The sequence below is a fragment of the Pseudomonas sp. 05N432 genome (genome assembly GCF_056396945.1).
This window is the reverse complement of record NZ_JBFTMM010000022.1, coordinates 155,572-175,548: the sequence shown is the minus strand read 5'-3', so window position 1 is coordinate 175,548 and position 19,977 is coordinate 155,572. Positions and strand designations below refer to the sequence as shown.

17 protein-coding genes are annotated in these 19,977 nt (G+C 59.3%); 6 read left to right on the top strand and 11 right to left on the bottom strand.

Features of this window, described 5'->3' with window-relative positions; translation table 11 throughout:
- The first annotated feature begins 10 nt into the window (after positions 1-10).
- The 3 genes from mfd to AC1DHT_RS25375 are packed head-to-tail and all read left to right on the top strand — an operon-like array spanning position 11 to position 6,739.
- Complete coding sequence (mfd, locus tag AC1DHT_RS25385) at positions 11-3,460, top strand: transcription-repair coupling factor (protein WP_442114659.1); 3,450 nt, start codon at positions 11-13, stop codon at positions 3,458-3,460.
- A gap of 10 nt (positions 3,461-3,470) precedes the next feature.
- The gene (locus tag AC1DHT_RS25380) at positions 3,471-4,037 is read left to right on the top strand and encodes a CsiV family protein (RefSeq protein WP_427544772.1); all 567 of its coding nucleotides are present in this window, start codon (positions 3,471-3,473) and stop codon (positions 4,035-4,037) included.
- Between the two features lie 11 nt (positions 4,038-4,048).
- Positions 4,049-6,739 (top strand): DEAD/DEAH box helicase, encoded by a 2,691-nt coding sequence (locus AC1DHT_RS25375; protein ID WP_427544770.1) that lies wholly within the window; start codon positions 4,049-4,051, stop codon positions 6,737-6,739.
- A 137-nt stretch (positions 6,740-6,876) separates the two neighbouring features.
- Here AC1DHT_RS25375 and AC1DHT_RS25370 read toward each other — a convergent pair whose 3' ends face one another.
- Genes AC1DHT_RS25370 through AC1DHT_RS25355 form a run of 4 tightly spaced genes read right to left on the bottom strand, consistent with a single transcriptional unit; the run spans position 6,877 to position 9,542 of the window.
- Positions 6,877-7,614: an S-methyl-5'-thioinosine phosphorylase gene (locus AC1DHT_RS25370; protein ID WP_427544768.1), complete on the bottom strand. Its 738-nt coding sequence runs from the start codon at positions 7,612-7,614 to the stop codon at positions 6,877-6,879.
- A 12-nt stretch (positions 7,615-7,626) separates the two neighbouring features.
- The gene (nagZ, locus tag AC1DHT_RS25365) at positions 7,627-8,625 is read right to left on the bottom strand and encodes a beta-N-acetylhexosaminidase (RefSeq protein ID WP_427544791.1); all 999 of its coding nucleotides are present in this window, start codon (positions 8,623-8,625) and stop codon (positions 7,627-7,629) included.
- Positions 8,626-8,633: 8 nt separating this feature from the next.
- Positions 8,634-8,786: a hypothetical protein gene (locus AC1DHT_RS25360; protein ID WP_427544766.1), complete on the bottom strand. Its 153-nt coding sequence runs from the start codon at positions 8,784-8,786 to the stop codon at positions 8,634-8,636.
- A gap of 48 nt (positions 8,787-8,834) precedes the next feature.
- Entirely contained in the window at positions 8,835-9,542 is a 708-nt protein-coding gene (locus AC1DHT_RS25355; RefSeq protein WP_427544764.1) for a TetR/AcrR family transcriptional regulator, read from the bottom strand.
- A gap of 252 nt (positions 9,543-9,794) precedes the next feature.
- Here AC1DHT_RS25355 and lexA point away from each other — a divergent pair, with 252 nt between their 5' ends.
- On the top strand, positions 9,795-10,403 hold the full coding sequence (lexA, locus tag AC1DHT_RS25350; RefSeq protein ID WP_427544762.1) for a transcriptional repressor LexA: 609 nt from the start codon (positions 9,795-9,797) through the stop codon (positions 10,401-10,403).
- 10 nt (positions 10,404-10,413) lie between these two features.
- The gene (sulA, locus tag AC1DHT_RS25345) at positions 10,414-10,887 is read left to right on the top strand and encodes an SOS-induced cell division inhibitor SulA (protein WP_427544760.1); all 474 of its coding nucleotides are present in this window, start codon (positions 10,414-10,416) and stop codon (positions 10,885-10,887) included.
- Between the two features lie 106 nt (positions 10,888-10,993).
- Here the strand turns inward: sulA and AC1DHT_RS25340 are convergent, their stop codons facing one another.
- From AC1DHT_RS25340 to AC1DHT_RS25310, 7 genes are all read right to left on the bottom strand, one after another.
- Positions 10,994-11,227 (bottom strand): hypothetical protein, encoded by a 234-nt coding sequence (locus tag AC1DHT_RS25340; protein WP_019692745.1) that lies wholly within the window; start codon positions 11,225-11,227, stop codon positions 10,994-10,996.
- A 151-nt stretch (positions 11,228-11,378) separates the two neighbouring features.
- A complete protein-coding gene (locus AC1DHT_RS25335) occupies positions 11,379-11,903 on the bottom strand; it encodes a DUF6586 family protein (RefSeq protein ID WP_427533742.1) in 525 nt (174 codons plus the stop codon).
- Between the two features lie 143 nt (positions 11,904-12,046).
- Entirely contained in the window at positions 12,047-14,668 is a 2,622-nt protein-coding gene (topA, locus tag AC1DHT_RS25330; protein WP_427544758.1) for a type I DNA topoisomerase, read from the bottom strand.
- A gap of 114 nt (positions 14,669-14,782) precedes the next feature.
- Positions 14,783-15,019 (bottom strand): DUF1653 domain-containing protein, encoded by a 237-nt coding sequence (locus AC1DHT_RS25325; protein WP_019692748.1) that lies wholly within the window; start codon positions 15,017-15,019, stop codon positions 14,783-14,785.
- Between the two features lie 99 nt (positions 15,020-15,118).
- On the bottom strand, positions 15,119-16,294 hold the full coding sequence (gene fadA / locus AC1DHT_RS25320; RefSeq protein WP_019692749.1) for an acetyl-CoA C-acyltransferase FadA: 1,176 nt from the start codon (positions 16,292-16,294) through the stop codon (positions 15,119-15,121).
- A 30-nt stretch (positions 16,295-16,324) separates the two neighbouring features.
- Positions 16,325-18,472 (bottom strand): fatty acid oxidation complex subunit alpha FadB, encoded by a 2,148-nt coding sequence (gene fadB / locus AC1DHT_RS25315; protein ID WP_427544756.1) that lies wholly within the window; start codon positions 18,470-18,472, stop codon positions 16,325-16,327.
- 524 nt (positions 18,473-18,996) lie between these two features.
- Positions 18,997-19,434: a hypothetical protein gene (locus AC1DHT_RS25310; RefSeq protein ID WP_427544754.1), complete on the bottom strand. Its 438-nt coding sequence runs from the start codon at positions 19,432-19,434 to the stop codon at positions 18,997-18,999.
- Between the two features lie 104 nt (positions 19,435-19,538).
- Here AC1DHT_RS25310 and AC1DHT_RS25305 point away from each other — a divergent pair, with 104 nt between their 5' ends.
- Complete coding sequence (locus AC1DHT_RS25305; protein ID WP_427544752.1) at positions 19,539-19,976, top strand: universal stress protein; 438 nt, start codon at positions 19,539-19,541, stop codon at positions 19,974-19,976.
- Position 19,977: the final 1 nt, after the last annotated feature.

Here is a 19,977-nt window from a genome sequence, read left to right as displayed (position 1 = left end):
TCAACCTTCCGTGCCCGTTCTGCGTCTACCGCTTCTCCCTGCCGCGGCAGGTAAACAGCATTGGGGCAACCTGCCCGGTGCCGCCCTGAGCCTGGCCATTGCCGAGGCCGCCAGCGCTGCCAAGCGCTTTACCCTGCTACTGACCGCCGACAGCCAAAGTGCCGAACGGCTGGAACAGGAGCTGAGTTTCTTCGCCCCCGATTTGCCGGTGCTGCATTTCCCGGACTGGGAAACCCTGCCTTACGACCTGTTCTCGCCGCACCAGGACATTATATCCCAGCGCATCTCCAGCCTGTATCGCCTGCCCGAGTTGAGCCATGGCGTTTTGGTAGTGCCGATCACCACCGCCCTACATCGCCTGGCCCCCACCAAGTTCCTGCTCGGCAGCAGCCTGGTGCTGGACATCGGCCAGAAGCTCGACGTCGAGCAAATGCGCACGCGACTGGAGGCCAGCGGCTATCGCTGTGTCGACACGGTTTATGAGCACGGCGAATTCGCGGTACGCGGCGCGCTGATCGACCTGTTCCCGATGGGCAGCAAACTGCCCTACCGCATCGACCTGTTCGATGACGAAATCGAGACCCTGCGGACCTTCGACCCGGAAAACCAGCGCTCCATCGACAAGGTCGAATCGGTCCGGCTGCTGCCCGCCAAAGAATTTCCGCTGCAAAAGGAAGCCGTGACCCGCTTCAAGGCACGCTTTCGCGAGCGCTTCGATGTCGATTTCCGGCGCTGCCCGATCTTCCAGGACCTGAGCAGCGGCATTACACCGGCCGGTATCGAGTACTACCTGCCGCTGTTCTTCGACGAAACCTCGACGCTGTTCGACTACCTGCCGCAGGACACCCAGGTGTTCTCCCTGCCGGGCATCGAACAGGCGGCGGAGAATTTCTGGAACGATGTGCGCAACCGCTACGAAGAGCGCCGTGTCGATCCATCCCGGCCATTGTTGCCGCCGGCCGAGCTGTTCCTGCCGGTGGAAGACTGCTTCGCACGCCTCAAGAACTGGCCACGGGTAGTTGCCAGCCAGCAAGACATCGAAACCGGTGTCGGGCGCGAGCGCTTCCCCGCTACACCGCTGCCAAACCTGGCCATCGAAGCCAAGGCCAGCCAGCCGCTGGAAGCACTGTCGAATTTCCTTGATGGGTTTTCCGGTCGCGTGCTGTTTACCGCCGAGTCGGCCGGTCGCCGCGAAGTGCTGCTGGAACTGCTGGAACGCCTGAAGCTGCGACCGAAAACCGTCGACAGCTGGCCGGATTTCGTCGCCAGCAAAGAACGCCTGGCGATCACCATCGCACCGCTGGACGAAGGCCTGGTGCTGGACGATCCGGCCCTGGCACTGATCGCCGAAAGCCCGTTGTTCGGTCAGCGTGTGATGCAGCGCCGTCGCCGCGAGAAACGCGCCGACGCCAATAACGATGCCGTGATCAAAAACCTCACCGAGCTGCGTGAAGGCGCACCGGTGGTGCATATCGATCATGGCGTTGGCCGTTACCTGGGCCTCGCGACCCTGGAAATCGAAAACCAGGCCGCCGAGTTCCTGACCCTCGAATACGCCGAGGGCGCCAAGCTTTATGTGCCGGTGGCCAACCTGCATTTGATCGCCCGCTACACCGGCAGCGACGATGCACTGGCGCCGCTGCACCGCCTCGGCTCCGAAACCTGGCAGAAAGCCAAACGCAAAGCCGCCGAACAGGTGCGTGACGTCGCCGCCGAACTGCTCGACATCTATGCTCGTCGCGCCGCCCGTGAAGGTTATGCCTTCGCCGATCCGAAAGCCGATTACGCGACCTTCAGCGCCGGCTTCCCGTTCGAAGAAACCCCCGACCAGCAAACCACCATCGACGCGGTGCGCGAAGACATGCTCGCACCGAAACCGATGGACCGGCTGGTCTGCGGCGACGTCGGTTTCGGCAAGACCGAAGTGGCGATGCGCGCGGCATTCATTGCCGTGCACGGCGGCCGTCAGGTCGCGATTCTGGTGCCGACCACCCTGCTCGCCCAGCAGCACTACAACAGCTTCCGCGACCGCTTCGCCGACTGGCCAGTGACCGTGGAAGTGATGAGCCGCTTCAAGTCGACCAAGGAAGTGAATGCCGCCGTTGCCGACCTCGCCGAGGGCAAGATCGACATCGTCATCGGCACGCACAAGCTGCTGCAAGACGATGTGAAGATCAAAAACCTCGGGCTGGTGATCATCGACGAAGAACACCGCTTTGGTGTTCGTCAGAAGGAACAGCTCAAGGCCCTGCGCAGTGAAGTCGACATCCTGACCCTGACCGCCACGCCGATTCCGCGCACGCTGAACATGGCAGTGTCGGGCATGCGCGATCTGTCGATCATCGCTACGCCGCCAGCACGACGCTTGTCGGTACGCACCTTCGTCATGGAGCAGAACAAGAGCACGGTCAAAGAGGCCCTGCTCCGTGAGCTGTTGCGTGGCGGTCAGGTCTACTACCTGCACAACGATGTGAAAACCATCGAGAAATGCGCCGCCGATCTCGCCGAGCTGGTGCCGGAAGCACGGATCGGTATCGGCCACGGGCAGATGCGCGAGCGCGAACTCGAACAGGTGATGAGCGACTTCTACCACAAGCGCTTCAACGTGCTGATCGCCTCGACCATCATCGAGACCGGCATTGACGTGCCAAGCGCCAACACCATCATCATCGAGCGTGCCGACAAGTTCGGCCTGGCGCAGTTGCACCAATTGCGTGGCCGCGTCGGTCGCAGTCACCACCAGGCTTACGCCTACCTGCTGACACCGCCGCGCCAACAGATCACGCCAGATGCGGAAAAACGCCTGGAAGCGATCGCCAACACCCAGGACCTCGGCGCAGGCTTTGTGCTGGCCACCAACGATCTGGAAATCCGTGGCGCCGGCGAACTGCTGGGCGATGGTCAGAGCGGGCAGATCCAGGCCGTCGGTTTCACCCTGTACATGGAAATGCTCGAACGCGCGGTGAAATCCATCCGCAAGGGCGAGCAGCCAAACCTCGATCAACCGCTGGGTGGCGGTCCGGAAATCAACCTGCGCTTGCCGGCGCTGATCCCGGAAGACTACCTGCCGGACGTCCACGCACGACTGATCCTCTACAAACGCATCGCCTCGGCGACCGACGAGGAGGGCCTCAAAGACCTGCAAGTGGAGATGATCGACCGCTTCGGCTTGCTGCCGGAACCGACCAAGAACCTGGTGCGCATGACCTTGCTGAAACTGCAGGCCGAGCAACTGGGGATCAAGAAAGTCGACGGCGGCCCGCAAGGCGGTCGTATCGAGTTCGGCGCACAAACGCCGGTCGATCCGCTGGTGCTGATCAAACTGATCCAGGGCCAACCCAAACGCTACAAATTCGAAGGCGCCACGATGTTCAAATTCATGGTGCCGATGGAGCGCCCGGAAGAGCGCTTTAATACAGTAGAGGCGCTGTTTGAGCACCTCACTCCAAAAACTGCTTGAAGGACGCCGCATGCGCCTGTTTCGCTCATTGACCTTGTTGTTGACCCTCGTTGCCCCGACGGCGTTTGCCGACAGCTTGTATCAGGTTGAAATGATCCTGTTCCGCCAGAACGCCGTGCCGGCCATTGTCAGCCGCACCGCGCCGGAAGACTGGGCTGCCGGTGCACGGCCGATCAGTGCCGACAGCCTGCGCACCCCAAGCCTCAATACCGAGGCTGAAAAGCTGCGCGCCAGCGGCGATTACACGGTGTTGCTGCACAAGGCCTGGCAACAGAGTCTTGGCGAGGACGCGAAAAAAATCTCGATCAGCGATGGCAAGGCGCAATTCGGCCAGTTCCCGATCGAAGGCACGCTGAACCTGAAACTCGGGCGTTTCACCGACGTCGACGCGAACTTCTGGGTCAACCAGTTCGATGGCTATGGCCGGGTTACCGCCAGCGAACGCCTGAAGCAGCAAAGCCACACCAAAAACGGTCAGCTCAACTACCTCGACAACGGCCACCTGGCGCTGCTGATCAAGATCACTTCGCTGACTGCACCTGCGCGTCCGCCAGTCCCTGACGTTCTCCCGGACTGATTGAAGTCCCCATGCCCCCGAACCTGAGCAAACCCCTGGCCCCCTCATGGGTCAGCCGATTCAAGGAACAAAGCCTGGAGCGTGGCCGCCGCTACGCACTGGAAAATCGTGTCAGGATCGTCGAGGCCGGCGACAGCACTATCACCGCCAGTTGCGAAGGCTCTGGCGGCAATGTTTACCGCCAGACCATTACGCTGCGCGAATCCACCAAAGGTACTCTGTTACTGGTCGATGCGACGTGCAGTTGCCCGGTACGCGTCAACTGCAAGCATTGCGCTGCGGTGCTGCTCAAAGTTCAGGAAACCCTTGAGTACCCGGCCGCCGCCAAAGACGCCGAGCTGCTGGAGAAACTTCAGGCGGTGCTTGAAAACCGCACGCCCGCACCGTTGCCTCAACTGCTGGTGGACAACGTGCAACCAGTGCCGCGCCTTTGGCTGGCGAGTGTCGAGTTCAGCGCCTTCGAACCGCGCAACGGCAAGATGCAGCGCTACATCCAGCACCGTGCCGCGCTGTCGTTCAACTATCTGGATGAATACGTCAGCGGGCAGAAAAATGCCGACATCCTGATCCGACAGGAACAGCAAACGCTACGAATCAAACGTCAGCCGGACGTCGAAAAAGCCTACCGGGAACAGCTGCGAATCCTCGGATTCAGAGTGGCGACCCGCCAAAGCAAAGCCTTGCCGGAAAGCGCTGGCGAACTGTATGAGATGGTCAACGACAGCGCCTGGTTGACGTTCACCCTCAATGAGCTGCCCAAGTTGCGCACCCAAGGCTGGGAGCTGCAGATCGACGAAGACTTCGGCTTTGACCTGACGGCGGTCGATGACTGGTACGCCACGGTCGAAGAAGCGCCGGAGCGCGACTGGTTTGATCTGGAGCTGGGGATTATCGTCAATGGCGAGCGCCTGAGCCTGCTGCCGATCCTGCTGAACCTGATGCGCTCGCACACCGAGATTCTCAACCCGGAACGCCTGGCCCGACGCCGCGACGATGAGTTGATCCTGGTGAACATCCCGCACCGCCCGAACTCCGAATCCGGCCCGTTGCAAGTCGCGCTGCCGCTCGGCCGTTTAAAGCCGGTATTGGCGACCCTTGGCGAGTTTTACCTGCAAGAGCCCGGCGAAACCAAACTGCGCCTGAGCAGCGCCGATGCCACCCGCCTGAATCCGCTGGAAGACATGCCCCTGCTTTGGGAGGGTGGCGAGCATATCCGCACCTTCGCCCAGCGCCTGCGTGACATCAAGGACTACACGACCGAGGCACCCGAAGGGCTGAACGCCACATTACGGCCTTATCAGCTTGAAGGCTTGAGCTGGATGCAGTCGCTGCGGCAACTGGAAGTCGGCGGCATCCTTGCGGACGACATGGGCCTGGGCAAGACCCTACAGACCCTGGCCCATGTGCTGACCGAGAAAAACGCCGGTCGCCTGGATCGGCCGTGCATGGTGGTGATGCCCACCAGCCTGATTCCCAACTGGCTCGACGAAGCGGCGCACTTTGCTCCGCAACTCAACGTGCTGGCGCTGTATGGCACCGGACGTAAAAAACATTTTGAGCATTTGGCCGAATACGACCTGATCCTCACCACGTACGCGCTGCTGCCCAAGGATGTCGAACGTCTGGCAGCGCAGCCATTGCACGTGCTGGTGCTCGACGAAGCGCAATACATCAAGAATCCCAACAGCAAGGCCGCTCATGCGGCGCGAGAGCTCAATGCCCGCCAGCGTCTGTGCCTCAGCGGCACGCCACTGGAAAATCACCTGGGCGAGCTGTGGTCGCTGTTTCACTTCTTGCTGCCCGGCTGGCTCGGCGACGTCAAGAGCTTCAATCGCGATTACCGCGTACCGATCGAAAAGCGTGCCAGCGACGTACGACTGCAACACCTGAACGGTCGGATCAAACCGTTCCTGTTGCGTCGAACCAAGGAACAGGTCGCCACCGAGCTGCCGCCGAAAACCGAGATCGTCCATTGGGTCGAGCTCAATGAGGCGCAGCGCGACGTTTACGAAACCATGCGCCTGGCCATGGACAAGAAAGTCCGCGACGAGATCACCCGCAAAGGCGTGGCGCGCAGTCAGATCATCATTCTTGAAGCGTTGCTCAAGCTACGGCAGGTGTGCTGCGACCTGCGGCTGGTCAATGAGGCCGCCCTGCCCACGCGCGGCAGCACCTCGGGCAAGCTCGACAGCCTGATGGAGATGCTTGAGGAACTGTTCGAAGAAGGCCGCAAGATCCTGCTGTTTTCACAGTTCACCTCGATGCTCTCGCTGATCGAAGACGAGCTGAATAAACGCGGCATCGCTTACGCCCTGCTGACCGGGCAAACCCGCGATCGACGCACACCGGTGAAAGATTTCCAGAGCGGCAAGCGTCAGATTTTCCTGATCAGCCTGAAGGCAGGCGGCGTTGGCCTGAACCTGACGGAAGCCGACACGGTGATTCACTATGATCCGTGGTGGAACCCGGCGACGGAAAACCAGGCCACCGACCGCGCTTACCGGATCGGCCAGGAGAAGCCGGTGTTCGTCTACAAGATGATCGCCCGCGGCACCGTCGAAGAGAAAATCCAGCACCTGCAAAAGGAAAAGTCCGACCTGGCGGCTGGCGTACTGGATGGGCGCTCGACCGGGGACTGGAAGCTGCAGAGCGACGATATTGAAGCGTTGTTTGCGCCGCTGCCGGACAAGTCGAAGATTTAGCGGCGGCAGGCAGACCGCCTTCGCGAGCAGGCTCGCTCCCACACTGGACCAAGCTCTGACATAAAATTCTCGGCACACATTGATCTAATGTGGGAGCGAGCCTGCTCGCGATGGGGTCGACTCGGTGTAACGGATACTCAGCCCTTCAACACCCGCGCCAATGTCGACTTCACCTTGCCCATCCCGTCATGCAGCGCCTGCTCGATTTCAGCCATGGTAATCACTGCCGTCGACTTGCCCGCCGCCGGGTTCACCACCAGCGCCAGACACGCGTAATCCAGCTCCAGTTCACGAGCCAACGCCGCTTCCGGCATACCGGTCATGCCGACGATATCGCAGCCATCACGCTCCAGACGGGCGATCTCGGCAACGGTTTCCAGCCGCGGGCCCTGGGTGCAGGCATACACACCGTGACTGCTGTAAGCACAGCCTTCAGCCGCCAACGCCGCAATCAACTGCGTGCGTAATGGTTCGCTGTAGGGATAGCTGAAATCGATGTGGGTGACCTGCTCCAGGTCATCGGCAAAATAGGTGTGCTGGCGACCGCTGGTGTAATCGATCAATTGATGAGGCACGCAGAAATGCCCGGTGCCCATGGCGGCATGAATCCCACCGACCGCATTGACCGCCAGAATCGCCTGCGCGCCCGCCTGCTTCAATGCCCACAGGTTGGCCCGATAATTCACCTGATGCGGTGGAAAACGGTGCGGATGGCCGTGACGGGCGAGAAACAGCACTTCACGCCCGGCGTATTCACCGACCTGGATCTCGGCCGACGGCGCGCCATACGGCGTGTCCAGAGCCAATGACTGGCGAATGTTCAAGCCTTCGAGCTGGGTCAGGCCGGTGCCACCGATAATCGCGTAAACCGTCATTGCAAAAAGTCCTTAATCAATCAGTTGGGCATCTTTGAGCGCGCCAAGGGCAACAAGCCAACGCGGGTCCTGCCGGTAATCGGTGCTGGCGAACGACTGGCTGCGCATCCGCTCGATGCGTGCAGACGGCGTGACCTTCAGGCGTTGAGCTGCGCTCAGGGCCAGCTCGGCGGCCGCACGGTCATTGCACACCAGACCCATGTCGCAACCTGCAGACAGCGCCGCCTCGATCCGGCTGGCGGCGTCGCCGACCACATGGGCACCGGCCATCGACAGATCGTCACTGAAGATCACCCCGTCAAACTGCAATTCACCGCGCAAGATGTCCTGCAACCAGCGGCGCGAGAAGCCGGCCGGCTGCGAGTCAACCTGCGGGTAGATCACGTGAGCAGGCATCACCGCCGCCAGCTGCTTGCTCAACCGTGCGAACGGCACGAGGTCCTTGGCGCGGATTTCCTCAAGACTGCGCTCGTCATTCGGAATCGCGACATGCGAATCGGCCTCCGCCCAGCCGTGGCCGGGGAAGTGCTTGCCGGTAGCCGCCATGCCGGCGCTGTTCATGCCGCGAATGAACGCCCCCGCCAGCAAGGCCGCACGTTCCGGATTACCTTCGAACGAACGGGTGCCGACCACGGCACTGCGCTGGTAGTCGAGGTCCAGCACCGGGGCAAAGCTCAAGTCGAGGCCGACAGCCAGCACTTCAGTTGCCATGATCCAGCCGCACTGCTCGGCCAGGTATTCGGCGTTCGGGTTGTCAGCAATCGCCCGCATGGCTGGCAGACGCACGAAGCCCTGACGCAGGCGCTGCACCCGACCACCCTCCTGGTCCACCGCCAACAGCAGGTCGGGACGCACCGCGCGAATCGACGCACTCAACTCGCGAACCTGGCGCGGATGCTCGATATTGCGCGCAAAAATGATCAGGCCGCCCACTTCGGGCTGACGCAACAGTTGGCGATCTTCGGCCGTCAGCCAGGTACCGGCGACGTCCACCATCAACGAGCCTTGCAGGCCAGCAGTCATAGAAATTCCTTGATAACGAAAAGCGCGCGCGGCGCATCTTTGAAGAGCCCGGCCCGATGCAGACACACGACTTCGCCGCCAAGGGCGATGCCCGGCGGAATGCGGTCGGCAAAAGAGAAATCGAGCGGGTCTGAAACGAGAGTCGGCATGGGCGGCTAGCTTAGCGGATGTAAGCTGCCGCGCCCACCCGTGAGCCGTTAAACCTTGGCGGCGACGGGTGCCGATTTGCTGCGAGGACGCAACTGGGCCGAGGCCATGGCCTCGTCGGTGACGCCGGTTTCTGCGCGCATGCCAGCGGCCAAGAACGGCACCATCAAACGCATCACCTGCTCGATCGAGGTGTTCACCCCGAAATCGGTCTCGGCAATAGCGCGCAAGGCCTTGATCCCCGACATGCTGAATGCCGCTGCGCCGAGCATGAAGTGCACGCGCCAGAACAGCTCGATAGGCGGAATACGCGGTGCGGCTTCATTGACCAGCAGCATGTAACGACGGAATACCTTGCCGTACATGTCTTCCAGGTAACGCCGCAAGTGCCCCTGGCTCTGGCTGAATGCCAGCCCCAACAGACGCATGAAGATAGACAAGTCATTGCCGCTGCGTGGCTGCACCACGAGGGCTTGTTCGACGAGGATTTCCAGCAGTTCCTCTAGGGTTGGCTTGCTGTCCGGCTTGGCCTGACGGCGCTCCAGCTCACGATCGAGGCTGATGCAGAAAGGCCCGAGAAAACGCGAGAAGACTGCTTGAATCAAGGCCTTCTTTGAGCCGAAATGATAATTCACTGCCGCCAGGTTGACCCCAGCCTTGCTGGTGATCAGCCGCAATGAAGTTTCGGCAAAACCTTTTTCCGCGAACAGCTGCTCGGCAGCATCAAGAATGCGTTCAACGGTTTCCGACTGGGCCATGGCTACTCCGCCTGACAAACACTTGTTTGAAACATACGTTTCAGCCTGGGCGTTGTCAAGCCTGCCTGTTCGTTTTGCGAACGGTCGGTCAGCTATTTAACCATACAAGTCGGAAGCTGTAGCCAGTCCTGCAAACACCAAGCTGACGATCCGTAAACCGACCGTCCAGCGGTCGGATAAAAAAGGAGGATTGCCAAGACCACTCCACTGTATATAATCCCAGTCACTGTATAAAAAGACAGAGCGATCGACATGCTAAAACTGACGCCACGCCAAGCTGAGATTCTGGCTTTTATCAAACGTTGCCTCGAAGACAACGGCTATCCGCCGACCCGCGCAGAAATCGCCCTGGAGCTTGGCTTCAAGTCGCCCAATGCTGCTGAAGAACACCTCAAGGCACTGGCGCGCAAGGGGGCAATCGAAATGACGCCCGGCGCCTCACGCGGCATTCGCATCCCGGGCTTCGAAGCCAAGGCTGACGAGTCCACCCTGCCCATCATTGGCCGGGTTGCTGCAGGCGCCCCGATTCTCGCTCAACAGCACATCGAAGAATCCTGCAACATCAATCCTTCCTTCTTCCATCCACGCGCCGACTATTTGTTGCGTGTTCACGGCACGAGCATGAAGGACGTGGGGATTTTCGACGGCGACCTGCTCGCCGTGCACACCACGCGCGAAGCCCGTAACGGCCAGATCGTGGTTGCTCGGATCGGCGATGAAGTGACCGTCAAGCGCTTCAAGCGCGACGGCAGCAAGGTCTGGCTGATTGCCGAAAACCCCGAGTTTGCCCCGATCGAAGTGAACCTGAAAGATCAGGACCTGGTGATCGAAGGCTTGAGTGTCGGCGTCATTCGCCGCTAAAGGAGGCGTTATGCAGTTCCCTCACACACCGCAGCACACACAACTTCCGCTGTTCGAAGCGTTCATGGCGCAGCCGTTGGCGCCGATTCTCAAAGACGTGGTTGAGTCGCCCTGGAGCGCCGAACCCGAAGTGTTCAGTGAGCTGTCATTGCGTGGTGCGGCAGGGAGCTGCCTGAACCTTCTGGCCCCCATCCTCAGAGAGTTGAGCCAGGACAAGAACGCTCGCTGGCTAACGCTGATCGCTCCGCCTGCCAGCCTGACTCAAGCCTGGCTGCGAGATGCAGGCCTGAACCGCGAACGCATTCTGTTGCTGCAACCACGGGGAACACAAAGCGCCCAGCAACTGGCTTGCGAAGCCTTGCGCCTGGGCCGCAGTCACACCGTTGTAAGCTGGCTGAACCCGCTGAGCTCCAGCGCGCGCCAACAACTGATCAGCGCCGCCCGTACCGGGGATGCTCAAAGTCTGAATATTCGGCTGGGCTAAGTGACACTCACTGCACACTTGAAAGGCGCAGGGCTTCTCCAGGACAGAGAAGCAAATCTGTAACGTCGACGTGAAATGATGCCCTACGAAAAGCCGACGAACGGAATCAATGAAGAATCCGCGGCCCTTCTTCTTTGTCGAATTCGCCTTCAACCAAGCGTCCAGCCATCTGCACACCCACGCTCAACATCGCCTTGGCGACTTCAACGTGCTGGCCCTGCAGGAACGCTTTGGCGTCTTCAGAGAAGTTCAAAGTCACCAGAGAACCCTCGTCCTCAGCTCTGCGCAGCTCAATACGGCCGTCTGGCAGTTCGACAATTTCTAGAAAGGACGTTGGCATAAAGGTCTGTTCTCCACGAAAGGCGGGGATTATATAGTCATCAGCGCAGCTTCGCTCGAGATCTTGACCGACTGCACGTCACCGAAACCAATGCTAAAGATCATCCCTGATCCATGGCCATCACCGAACACTCAGCGTTCAGTGCGCAGATTCAGCACTCATTCAACCCTTCGCGAAACCGAATCGCCAGGTCTTTTAGGTTCTGGCGCCAGCTCTCAAGCTCGTCTCGACTCAACTCTTGAGGTGTCTCTTCTTCATCGAGGTTAACCGCCATGATCAGCGGCTGCGTCACATCGCCTTTGGGCTTGTGCGGTGCACGTGGCGGTTGAAACAGCGCAGCATAGGCTGCCAGAAGCTTCGCCAGCCAGGTTTCAGGGTTGTTCGCCAACTCGACCATTTCTGCCATCTCCGGAATAGCGATGGTTTCGAGCACTTCACGAGTCAGCAACAATTCTGCTCGCGGCGCATTGGCCTGAGGCAAGCGGTAGAAACCGGCAATTTCATGACACAGGCCCAGCAGAGCGCCGTACAAATGAAACAACGCTGACTCACGCCCCGCCTGGATCAGCGCCAGGGAGTTCATCGCCCGCCCCTCTTCCGCTCGGGCCAACGCCTCGAGCGACAGACCGGCAAAGTAAATTTTCTGATTGGTACGGGTATAGAGCTCAAAGGCCATGACGGCAGTCTCCACAACGAAATAAGACGCATGATGCAGGTCTGACAGTGTCATGGATCAGACAAGCTGACCGCAAGCACAAAACAAAAGGCCGCATGAAAACCCGAGGGTTCGCATGCGGCCTTTGGCATCGCATTGCCTGATTATTTGGCTACGCGCTTGTCTTCAACCACCCACTTGCCACCGTCGTAGAACGCCTTCCAACCGGTAGGCTTGCCTTCGACCTCGGTCTGCACGTACTGCTCCTTGGTCTTGCGGCTGTAACGGATCACTGCCGGAAGACCATCCGGATCCTTCTTCGGCGCTTCGCAGAGGAAGTGGTACTTCGGATCGATCTCATCCTTGTGCGGTACGATCTCGATCACCAGCGGAGCACGGGTCTCGCGGTTTTTCGGGAACTGGCTCGCCGCCAGGAACAGGCCGGAAGCACCGTCACGCAGAATGTAGGTGTCGTTGACCTTCTCGCACTTGAGCTCGGGCATCTTCACCGGATCCATCTTCGGCGGTGCCGCGTCACCGCTCTTCAGCAGTTTGCGGGTGTTCTTGCAGGTCGCGTTGGTGCAACCGAAGAACTTGCCGAAACGGCCAGTCTTCAACTGCATTTCACTGCCGCACTTATCGCACTCCAGGCTCGGACCTTCGTAGCCCTTGATGCGATAGCTGCCTTCTTCGATCTCGTAGCCCGCGCAATCCGGGTTGTTACCGCAGATGTGCAGCTTGCGCTTCTCATCCAGCAGGTAAGCGTCCATCGCGGTGCTGCAAATCGGGCAGCGATGCTTGCCACGCAGCACCAAAGACTCCGACTCACCCTCGTCGTCCGCAGCGATTTCATCGCCCGGCACCAGGTTGACGGTGGCTTTGCAGCGCTCTTTTGGTGGCAGGCTGTAGCCCGAGCAACCAAGGAACACACCGGTCGATGCGGTACGAATCTGCATCGGACGACCGCAGGTGAGGCACGGGATGTCGGTCATGACCGGCTGATTGGCACGCATGCCGTTTTCCGCGCTCTCGGCTACTTCTAGTTTCTTCTTGAAGTCGCCGTAGAACTCGTCCAGCACGTTTTTCCAGTCACGCCCGCCCTGGGCGACGTCATCGAGGTTCTCTTCCATGCCGGCGGTGAAGCCGTAGTCCATCAGGTTCGAGAAGCTTTCAGACAGACGCTCGGTGACGATGTCACCCATCTTTTCCGAGTAGAAACGACGGTTGTGCAGTGCGACGTAACCGCGGTCCTGGATGGTCGAAATGATCGCCGCATAGGTCGAAGGACGACCGATTCCGCGCTTTTCCATTTCCTTGACCAGGCTCGCTTCCGAGTAACGCGCCGGCGGCTTGGTGAAATGCTGGCTTGGATCAAGCTTGATCAGCTTCAGCACATCGCCCTGCGCCATGTCCGGCAACACATCGTCGTCACCAGGCTTGGCCATTTGCGGCATGACGCGGGTGTAACCGTCGAACTTCAGGATGCGGCCCTTGGCGCGCAGCTCGAAGCCGCTAGCCGCGACGCTGACGGTGGTCGACAGGTATTTCGCCGGCAGCATCTGGCACGCGACGAATTGGCGCCAGATCAGCTCGTAGAGACGCTCAGCGTCACGTTCCATACCCGACAGCTTGCTAGGATCGGTGTTCACGTCAGAGGGACGAATCGCTTCGTGAGCCTCTTGCGCGCCTTCCTTGCTGCTGTAGATGTTCGGTGTTTCCGGCAGGTACTTGCTACCGAACTCACCTTCAATATAAGTACGCGCCATCGCCACGGCATCGACCGAGAGGTTGGTCGAGTCGGTACGCATGTAAGTGATGTAGCCCGCTTCGTACAGACGCTGGGCCATCATCATGGTTTTCTTCACGCCGAAGCCCAGGCGGTTACTGGCAGCCTGTTGCAGGGTGGAGGTGATGAACGGTGCCGATGGCTTGCTGCTGGTCGGCTTGTCTTCGCGCTTGGCGATGGTGTAGCTGGAAGCCTTGAGCTTCTCCAGCGCAGCCATGGCCTGGGCTTCGTTGAGCGGCTTGAAGGCTTCGCCGTTTTCACGGGCCACTTCAAAACGCACATTGGCGCCCTTGGCAGTGCCGAGGTCGGCGTGAACTTCCCAGTACTCCTCCGGGTTGAACGCACGAATTTCGCGCTCACGTTCCACCACCAGCTTCACGGCTACCGATTGCACACGGCCGGCAGACAGACCGCGAGCGATCTTGGCCCACAGCAGCGGCGAAACCATGTAACCCACCACGCGATCGAGGAAGCGACGCGCCTGCTGAGCATTGACCCGATCGATGTCCAGCTCGCCCGGCTGGGAGAAGGCTTCCTGAATCGCCTTCTTGGTGATTTCGTTGAACACCACGCGCTTGTAGCGGCTGTCATCACCACCGATGGCTTCGCGCAGGTGCCAGGCAATGGCTTCCCCCTCGCGATCCAAGTCGGTTGCGAGATAGATGGTGTCAGCATCTTTGGCGAGCCGGCGCAGCTCTTCGATGACCTTTTCCTTGCCCGGGAGGATCTCGTACTTGGCTTTCCAGCCATGATCGGGATCGACACCCATGCGCGAGACCAGCTGCTTGCGCGCCTTTTCTTTAGGCGACAGCGCCGGCGCTTCACCAGCAGCAGCCTTGCCGCGCTTGGCGGCAGGCTCTTTGCTGGCGCTAGCCGAACCGCTGGTGGGCAGGTCTCGGATATGGCCGATACTCGACTTCACCACGTATTGGTTACCCAGATACTTGTTGATGGTCTTGGCCTTAGCCGGGGATTCCACAATGACCAGCGATTTGCCCATGGATCAGAAAATTCCTGAATTCTAGAAGTGAAAGGCGGTTGGTGCCTGACGCGGCACCGCTATATATAGTGGCTACAAGGTGAGGTCAAGCGCAGGGTTCTGCGCGCTCTCAGCTTATGGCCTTGAAAAAAGGCTTGGTTCGGCCTGCACCAAAGCAAAGCGCGGGACCTGTTCGCCGTCAACTTCGACCGACTCCAGGAACATGCTCAAGGGACGCACCCAAAAGCCGTAATCGCCATACAGGGCTTGGTAGAAGACCACTTCTTCTTCGGTCTCGGAATGCCGCGCAACACTGAATACGCGGTACTGCGGCCCTTTATAATGCTGGTAGAGCCCTGGTTGTATCGGCATGGTCTGGCCCTCACTCAAATCACTTGAAATAAAAAACAAAAAAATCTTCAGAAAAACAAAAACCGGGGCACATGGCCCCGGCTTCCGTCGACGAATTGCTTAAACGCGTTCGAAGACGGTGGCAATGCCCTGGCCGAGGCCAATGCACATGGTCGATACACCGAAGGTGCCGCCATTCTGCTTCATTACATTGAGCAGAGTGCCGGAGATACGTGCACCGGAGCAACCGAACGGGTGGCCCAGGGCGATCGCGCCGCCGTGCAGGTTAACCTTCTCGTTCATCTTGTCGAGCACTTTCAAATCTTTCAGCACCGGCAGGGCCTGTGCAGCGAAAGCTTCGTTGAGTTCGAAGAAGTCGATATCGGCAATACCCAGACCTGCACGCTTCAGTGCTTTCTGTGTCGCCGGCACTGGACCATAACCCATGATCGCCGGATCCACACCTGCCACTGCCATCGAGCGGATCACCGCCATCGGCTGGATGCCCAGGTCCTGTGCACGCTGCGCCGACATCACGATCATGCACGAAGCACCATCGGTGATCTGCGACGAAGTACCGGCTGTCACGGTGCCACCCTTTGGATTGAATGCCGGCTTCAACGCCGCCAGGCTTTCCAGGGTAGTTTCCGGACGGATGGTTTCATCGTAGTCGAACAGTTTCAGGAAACCGTTCTCGTCGTAACCCTGCATCGGGATGATTTCGTCTTTGAACTTGCCTTCCACCGTCGCTTTATGGGCGAGTTGGTGGGAGCGCACGCCGAAGGCATCCTGCTGCTCACGGGTAATGCCGTGCATTTTGCCGAGCATTTCTGCGGTCAGGCCCATCATGCCCGAGGCTTTCGCCGCATACAGCGACATGTGCGGGTTCGGATCGACACCGTGCATCATGCTCACGTGACCCATATGCTCGACGCCGCCAACCACGAACACGTCACCATTACCGGTCATGATCGCTTGCGCTGCGGTGTGCAATGCACTCATCGACGAGCCACACAGGCGGCTGACGGTCTGGCCGGCAGCCGTGTGCGGGATCTGAGTCATCAAGGACGCCATGCGGGCGATGTTCCAGCCCTGCTCCAGGGTCTGGTTCACGCAGCCCCAGATCACGTCTTCGACTTCGCTCGGGTCGACCTTGACGTTGCGTTCCAGCAATTTGCTGATCAGGTGCGCCGACATGTCTTCGGCGCGGGTGTTGCGGTGCATGCCGCCCTTGGAGCGGCCCATCGGAGTACGACCGAAGTCGACAATCACGACGTCTCTAGGATTCAAGCTCATATAATTTCACTCTCGCTCTAGTGTGGGCGCTTAACCGAAGAAGCTCTGGCCGTTTTTGGCCATCTCGCGCAGCTTCTCGGTCGGGTGGTACAGCGCGCCCAAATCAGCGTACTGGTCAGCCAGGGCAACGAACTCTGCAACACCGATTGCGTCGATGTAGCGCAGTGCACCGCCACGGAATGGAGGGAAACCGATACCGTAGACCAGACCCATGTCGGCTTCGGCAGCGGTTTCGACGATGCCGTCTTCCAGGCAACGCACGGTTTCCAGGCACAGCGGGATCATCATCCAGTTGATGATGTCTTCGTCGGTCACTTCACGCTGTTCGAAAACGATTGGCTTGAGCACTTCGAGTACCGACGGATCGGCTACTTTCTTCTGCTTGCCGCGCTTGTCGGTCTCGTAGGCGTAGAAGCCCTTGCCGTTCTTCTGGCCCAGGCGCTTGGCTTCATAGAGCACGTCCACCGCCGAACGACGCTCGTCTTTCATGCGATCCGGGAAGCCTTCGGCCATCACGTCACGACCGTGGTGACCGGTGTCGATACCGACCACGTCCATCAGGTACGCCGGGCCCATTGGCCAGCCGAATTTTTCCATGATCTTGTCGATACGGACGAAGTCCACACCGGCGCTGACCAACTTGGCGAAACCGCCGAAGTACGGGAACAGGACGCGGTTGACCAGGAAGCCCGGGCAGTCGTTGACGACGATCGGGTTCTTGCCCATTTTCTTGGCGTAGGCAACGGTGGTAGCAACGGCCAGCTCGCTGGACTTCTCGCCACGAATGACTTCAACCAGCGGCATCATGTGCACCGGGTTGAAGAAGTGCATGCCGACGAAGTTTTCCGGACGCTTGAGGGCCTTGGCCAACAGGCTGATGGAAATGGTCGAGGTGTTCGACGCGAGGATGGTGTCCTCTTTGACCTGGTCTTCGACTTCGGCCAACACCGCTTGCTTGACCTTGGGGTTCTCGACAACGGCTTCGACCACCAGGTCGACATGGCCGAAATCACCGTAGGACAGGGTCGGACGAATGCCGTTGAGCACTTCGGCCATTTTGGCTGCGGTCATGCGGCCTTTATCAACGCGGCCAACCAGCAGTTTCGCGGCTTCGGCCAGCCCCTGCTCGATACCGTGCTCGTTGATGTCCTTCATCAGGATTGGCGTGCCTTTGGACGCCGACTGATAAGCGATACCGCCACCCATGATACCGGCGCCAAGTACGGCAGCCTGTTTCACGTCCTTGGCGATTTCGTCGTAGGCCTTGGCTTTTTTCTTCAGTTCCTGATCATTCAGGAACAGACCGATCAAGCTCTGCGCAGCAGATGTCTTGGCCAGTTTGACGAAGCCGGCGGCTTCAACTTCCAGAGCTTTGTCGCGACCGAAGTTCGCGGCTTTCTGGATAGTCTTGATCGCTTCAACCGGTGCCGGGTAGTTCGGGCCAGCCTGACCGGCCACGAAACCCTTGGCGGTTTCGAAAGCCATCATTTGCTCGATGGCGTTCAGCTTGAGCTTTTCCAGCTTCGGCTGACGCTTGGCCTTGTAATCGAACTCGCCGGAGATGGCGCGCTTGATCAGTTCCAGGGCTGCTTCCTGCAGCTTCTCCGGAGCGACCACCGCATCGACTGCGCCGACTTTCAGCGCGTCTTCCGGACGGTTTTCCTTACCCGCGGCAATCCACTCGATGGCGTTGTCGGCACCGATGATGCGCGGCAGGCGAACGGTGCCGCCGAAGCCTGGGTAGATGCCCAGTTTGACTTCCGGCAGACCGATCTTGGCCGTGGTGGACATGACGCGGTAGTCCGCCGCCAGACACATTTCCAGACCGCCACCCAAAGCGATGCCGTTGATCGCGGCCACGGTTGGAACATTGAGGTCTTCGAAATCGCTGAAAATCTTGTTGGCTTCGAGGTTGCCAGCAACCAGCTCTGCATCCGGCAGCTTGAAGTTGTCGACGAATTCGGTGATGTCGGCACCGACGATGAACACGTCCTTGCCACTGCTGACGATCACACCCTTGACCGACGCATCTGCCTTGATGGCGTCTACGGCCGAACGTAGTTCGTTCAGGGTTAGACGGTTGAACTTGTTGACGGACTCACCCTTGAGGTCGAATTTCAATTCGACGATGCCACTTTCAAGAGCCTTAACCGTGATGGCTTTACCTTCGTAAATCATCAACTGATCTCCACGATATGGAAGCTGAACAGTACACGTCGGACGCTGACGTTCTGGCTCGGCATGGACGTTACCGTCGATGCTAACGCCATCCCGCCAGGCACACCCGCCAACGCGATAGTCGGGATTCTGTAGGAGCCGTCTGTAATACAAACGCTCAATTCATACGCCCGTTTGATTTGGGTACGCCACCTTCACGGAATTTCCGACAATTGTCAATCGCCCAAAATGCGGGTTATCACTCGACTTTACGGTCATATCCGTACCACGAAGACCTGCAACACACGGATGCATGTTCAACTATTCATAGAATCAATATTTAGAAACGTCGCCCTAATTAGCTGCGCAACTCGAAATACAAGCTACGCTGGCCGGGGACGATAAATGAAAAACAGAAGCGCTTATGGCGAACGCCAAGCGCAAGATCGGCGCCGCGCTTGAGATAGCGCGACGATTCAGCGAATTACCGGCCTGCCTGGCCACTCCAGCCCGATGACGATGTCGGGCTTTTTATTGCCTGCCGTTCAAGCCAGCGCCTTGAGGACGGCATCAATCTGTTGCAACACCTCGGCCTCGCCCCGCTCCCCCCAATACAAGGTGATCATTTGCTTGTCGGCCTCAACCTTGTAGACGTTGGCCGGCAACTTCCGGAAATGAGTCAGCAATGACTCATCCTGACAAACCTCCCGCCATTGATTGACCCACATGCCCGGCGCACTTTGCCAATAAATCCAGCACGCCGGTTTATTCCCCCGCCGCGGACGATGATATTGCGCACACGGGCTGGGCGGCGCAGGCTCCAGCCAATGCGGCCACTCCTGTGGCGCCAGTTGCATGGCCAGGCCAATACGTCGCGCCTCCATGCGCAAGGCCATCTGCCCCCCCTGTTTACGCGAAGGCCGCAGCCATGCCAGCGGGCTCAGCACCACCGCAAGGATTGACACCACTATCCAGACCGTCATATCTGTACTCCCGATTCTTGATGGGCGGATTGACCCCAGTCAGAACCAATCCGCTTGAAACCAGCCATACTTACCGTTATCGCAATCCTCAGGAGGAGCACCTCATGCCCTACCACCATATTCTGGTCGCCGTAGATCTAACCGAAGAGTGCGATCCTGTGATTCACCGTGCTCGCGAGTTATCGGTCAGCAACGGTGCCAAATTGTCCCTGGTTCATATTGTCGAACCGATGGCCATGGCCTTTGGTGGTGACGTGCCGATGGACCTGTCGCAATTGCAGCAACAGCAATTCGACCAGGCCAAGGAGCGCCTCGATCGTCTGATCAACAAGTATCCTGAACTTTCCAAAGAATACAGCCACCTGACCTATGGTCAGCCGCGCCAGGAAATCCATCATATGGCCAAAGAACAGGAGTGCGACCTGATCGTCGTGGGCAGTCATGGCCGCCACGGCCTTGCACTGCTGCTGGGTTCCACCGCCAATGACGTGCTGCACGGTGCACCTTGCGATGTGCTGGCAGTGCGCCTGATCAAAAGCTAAA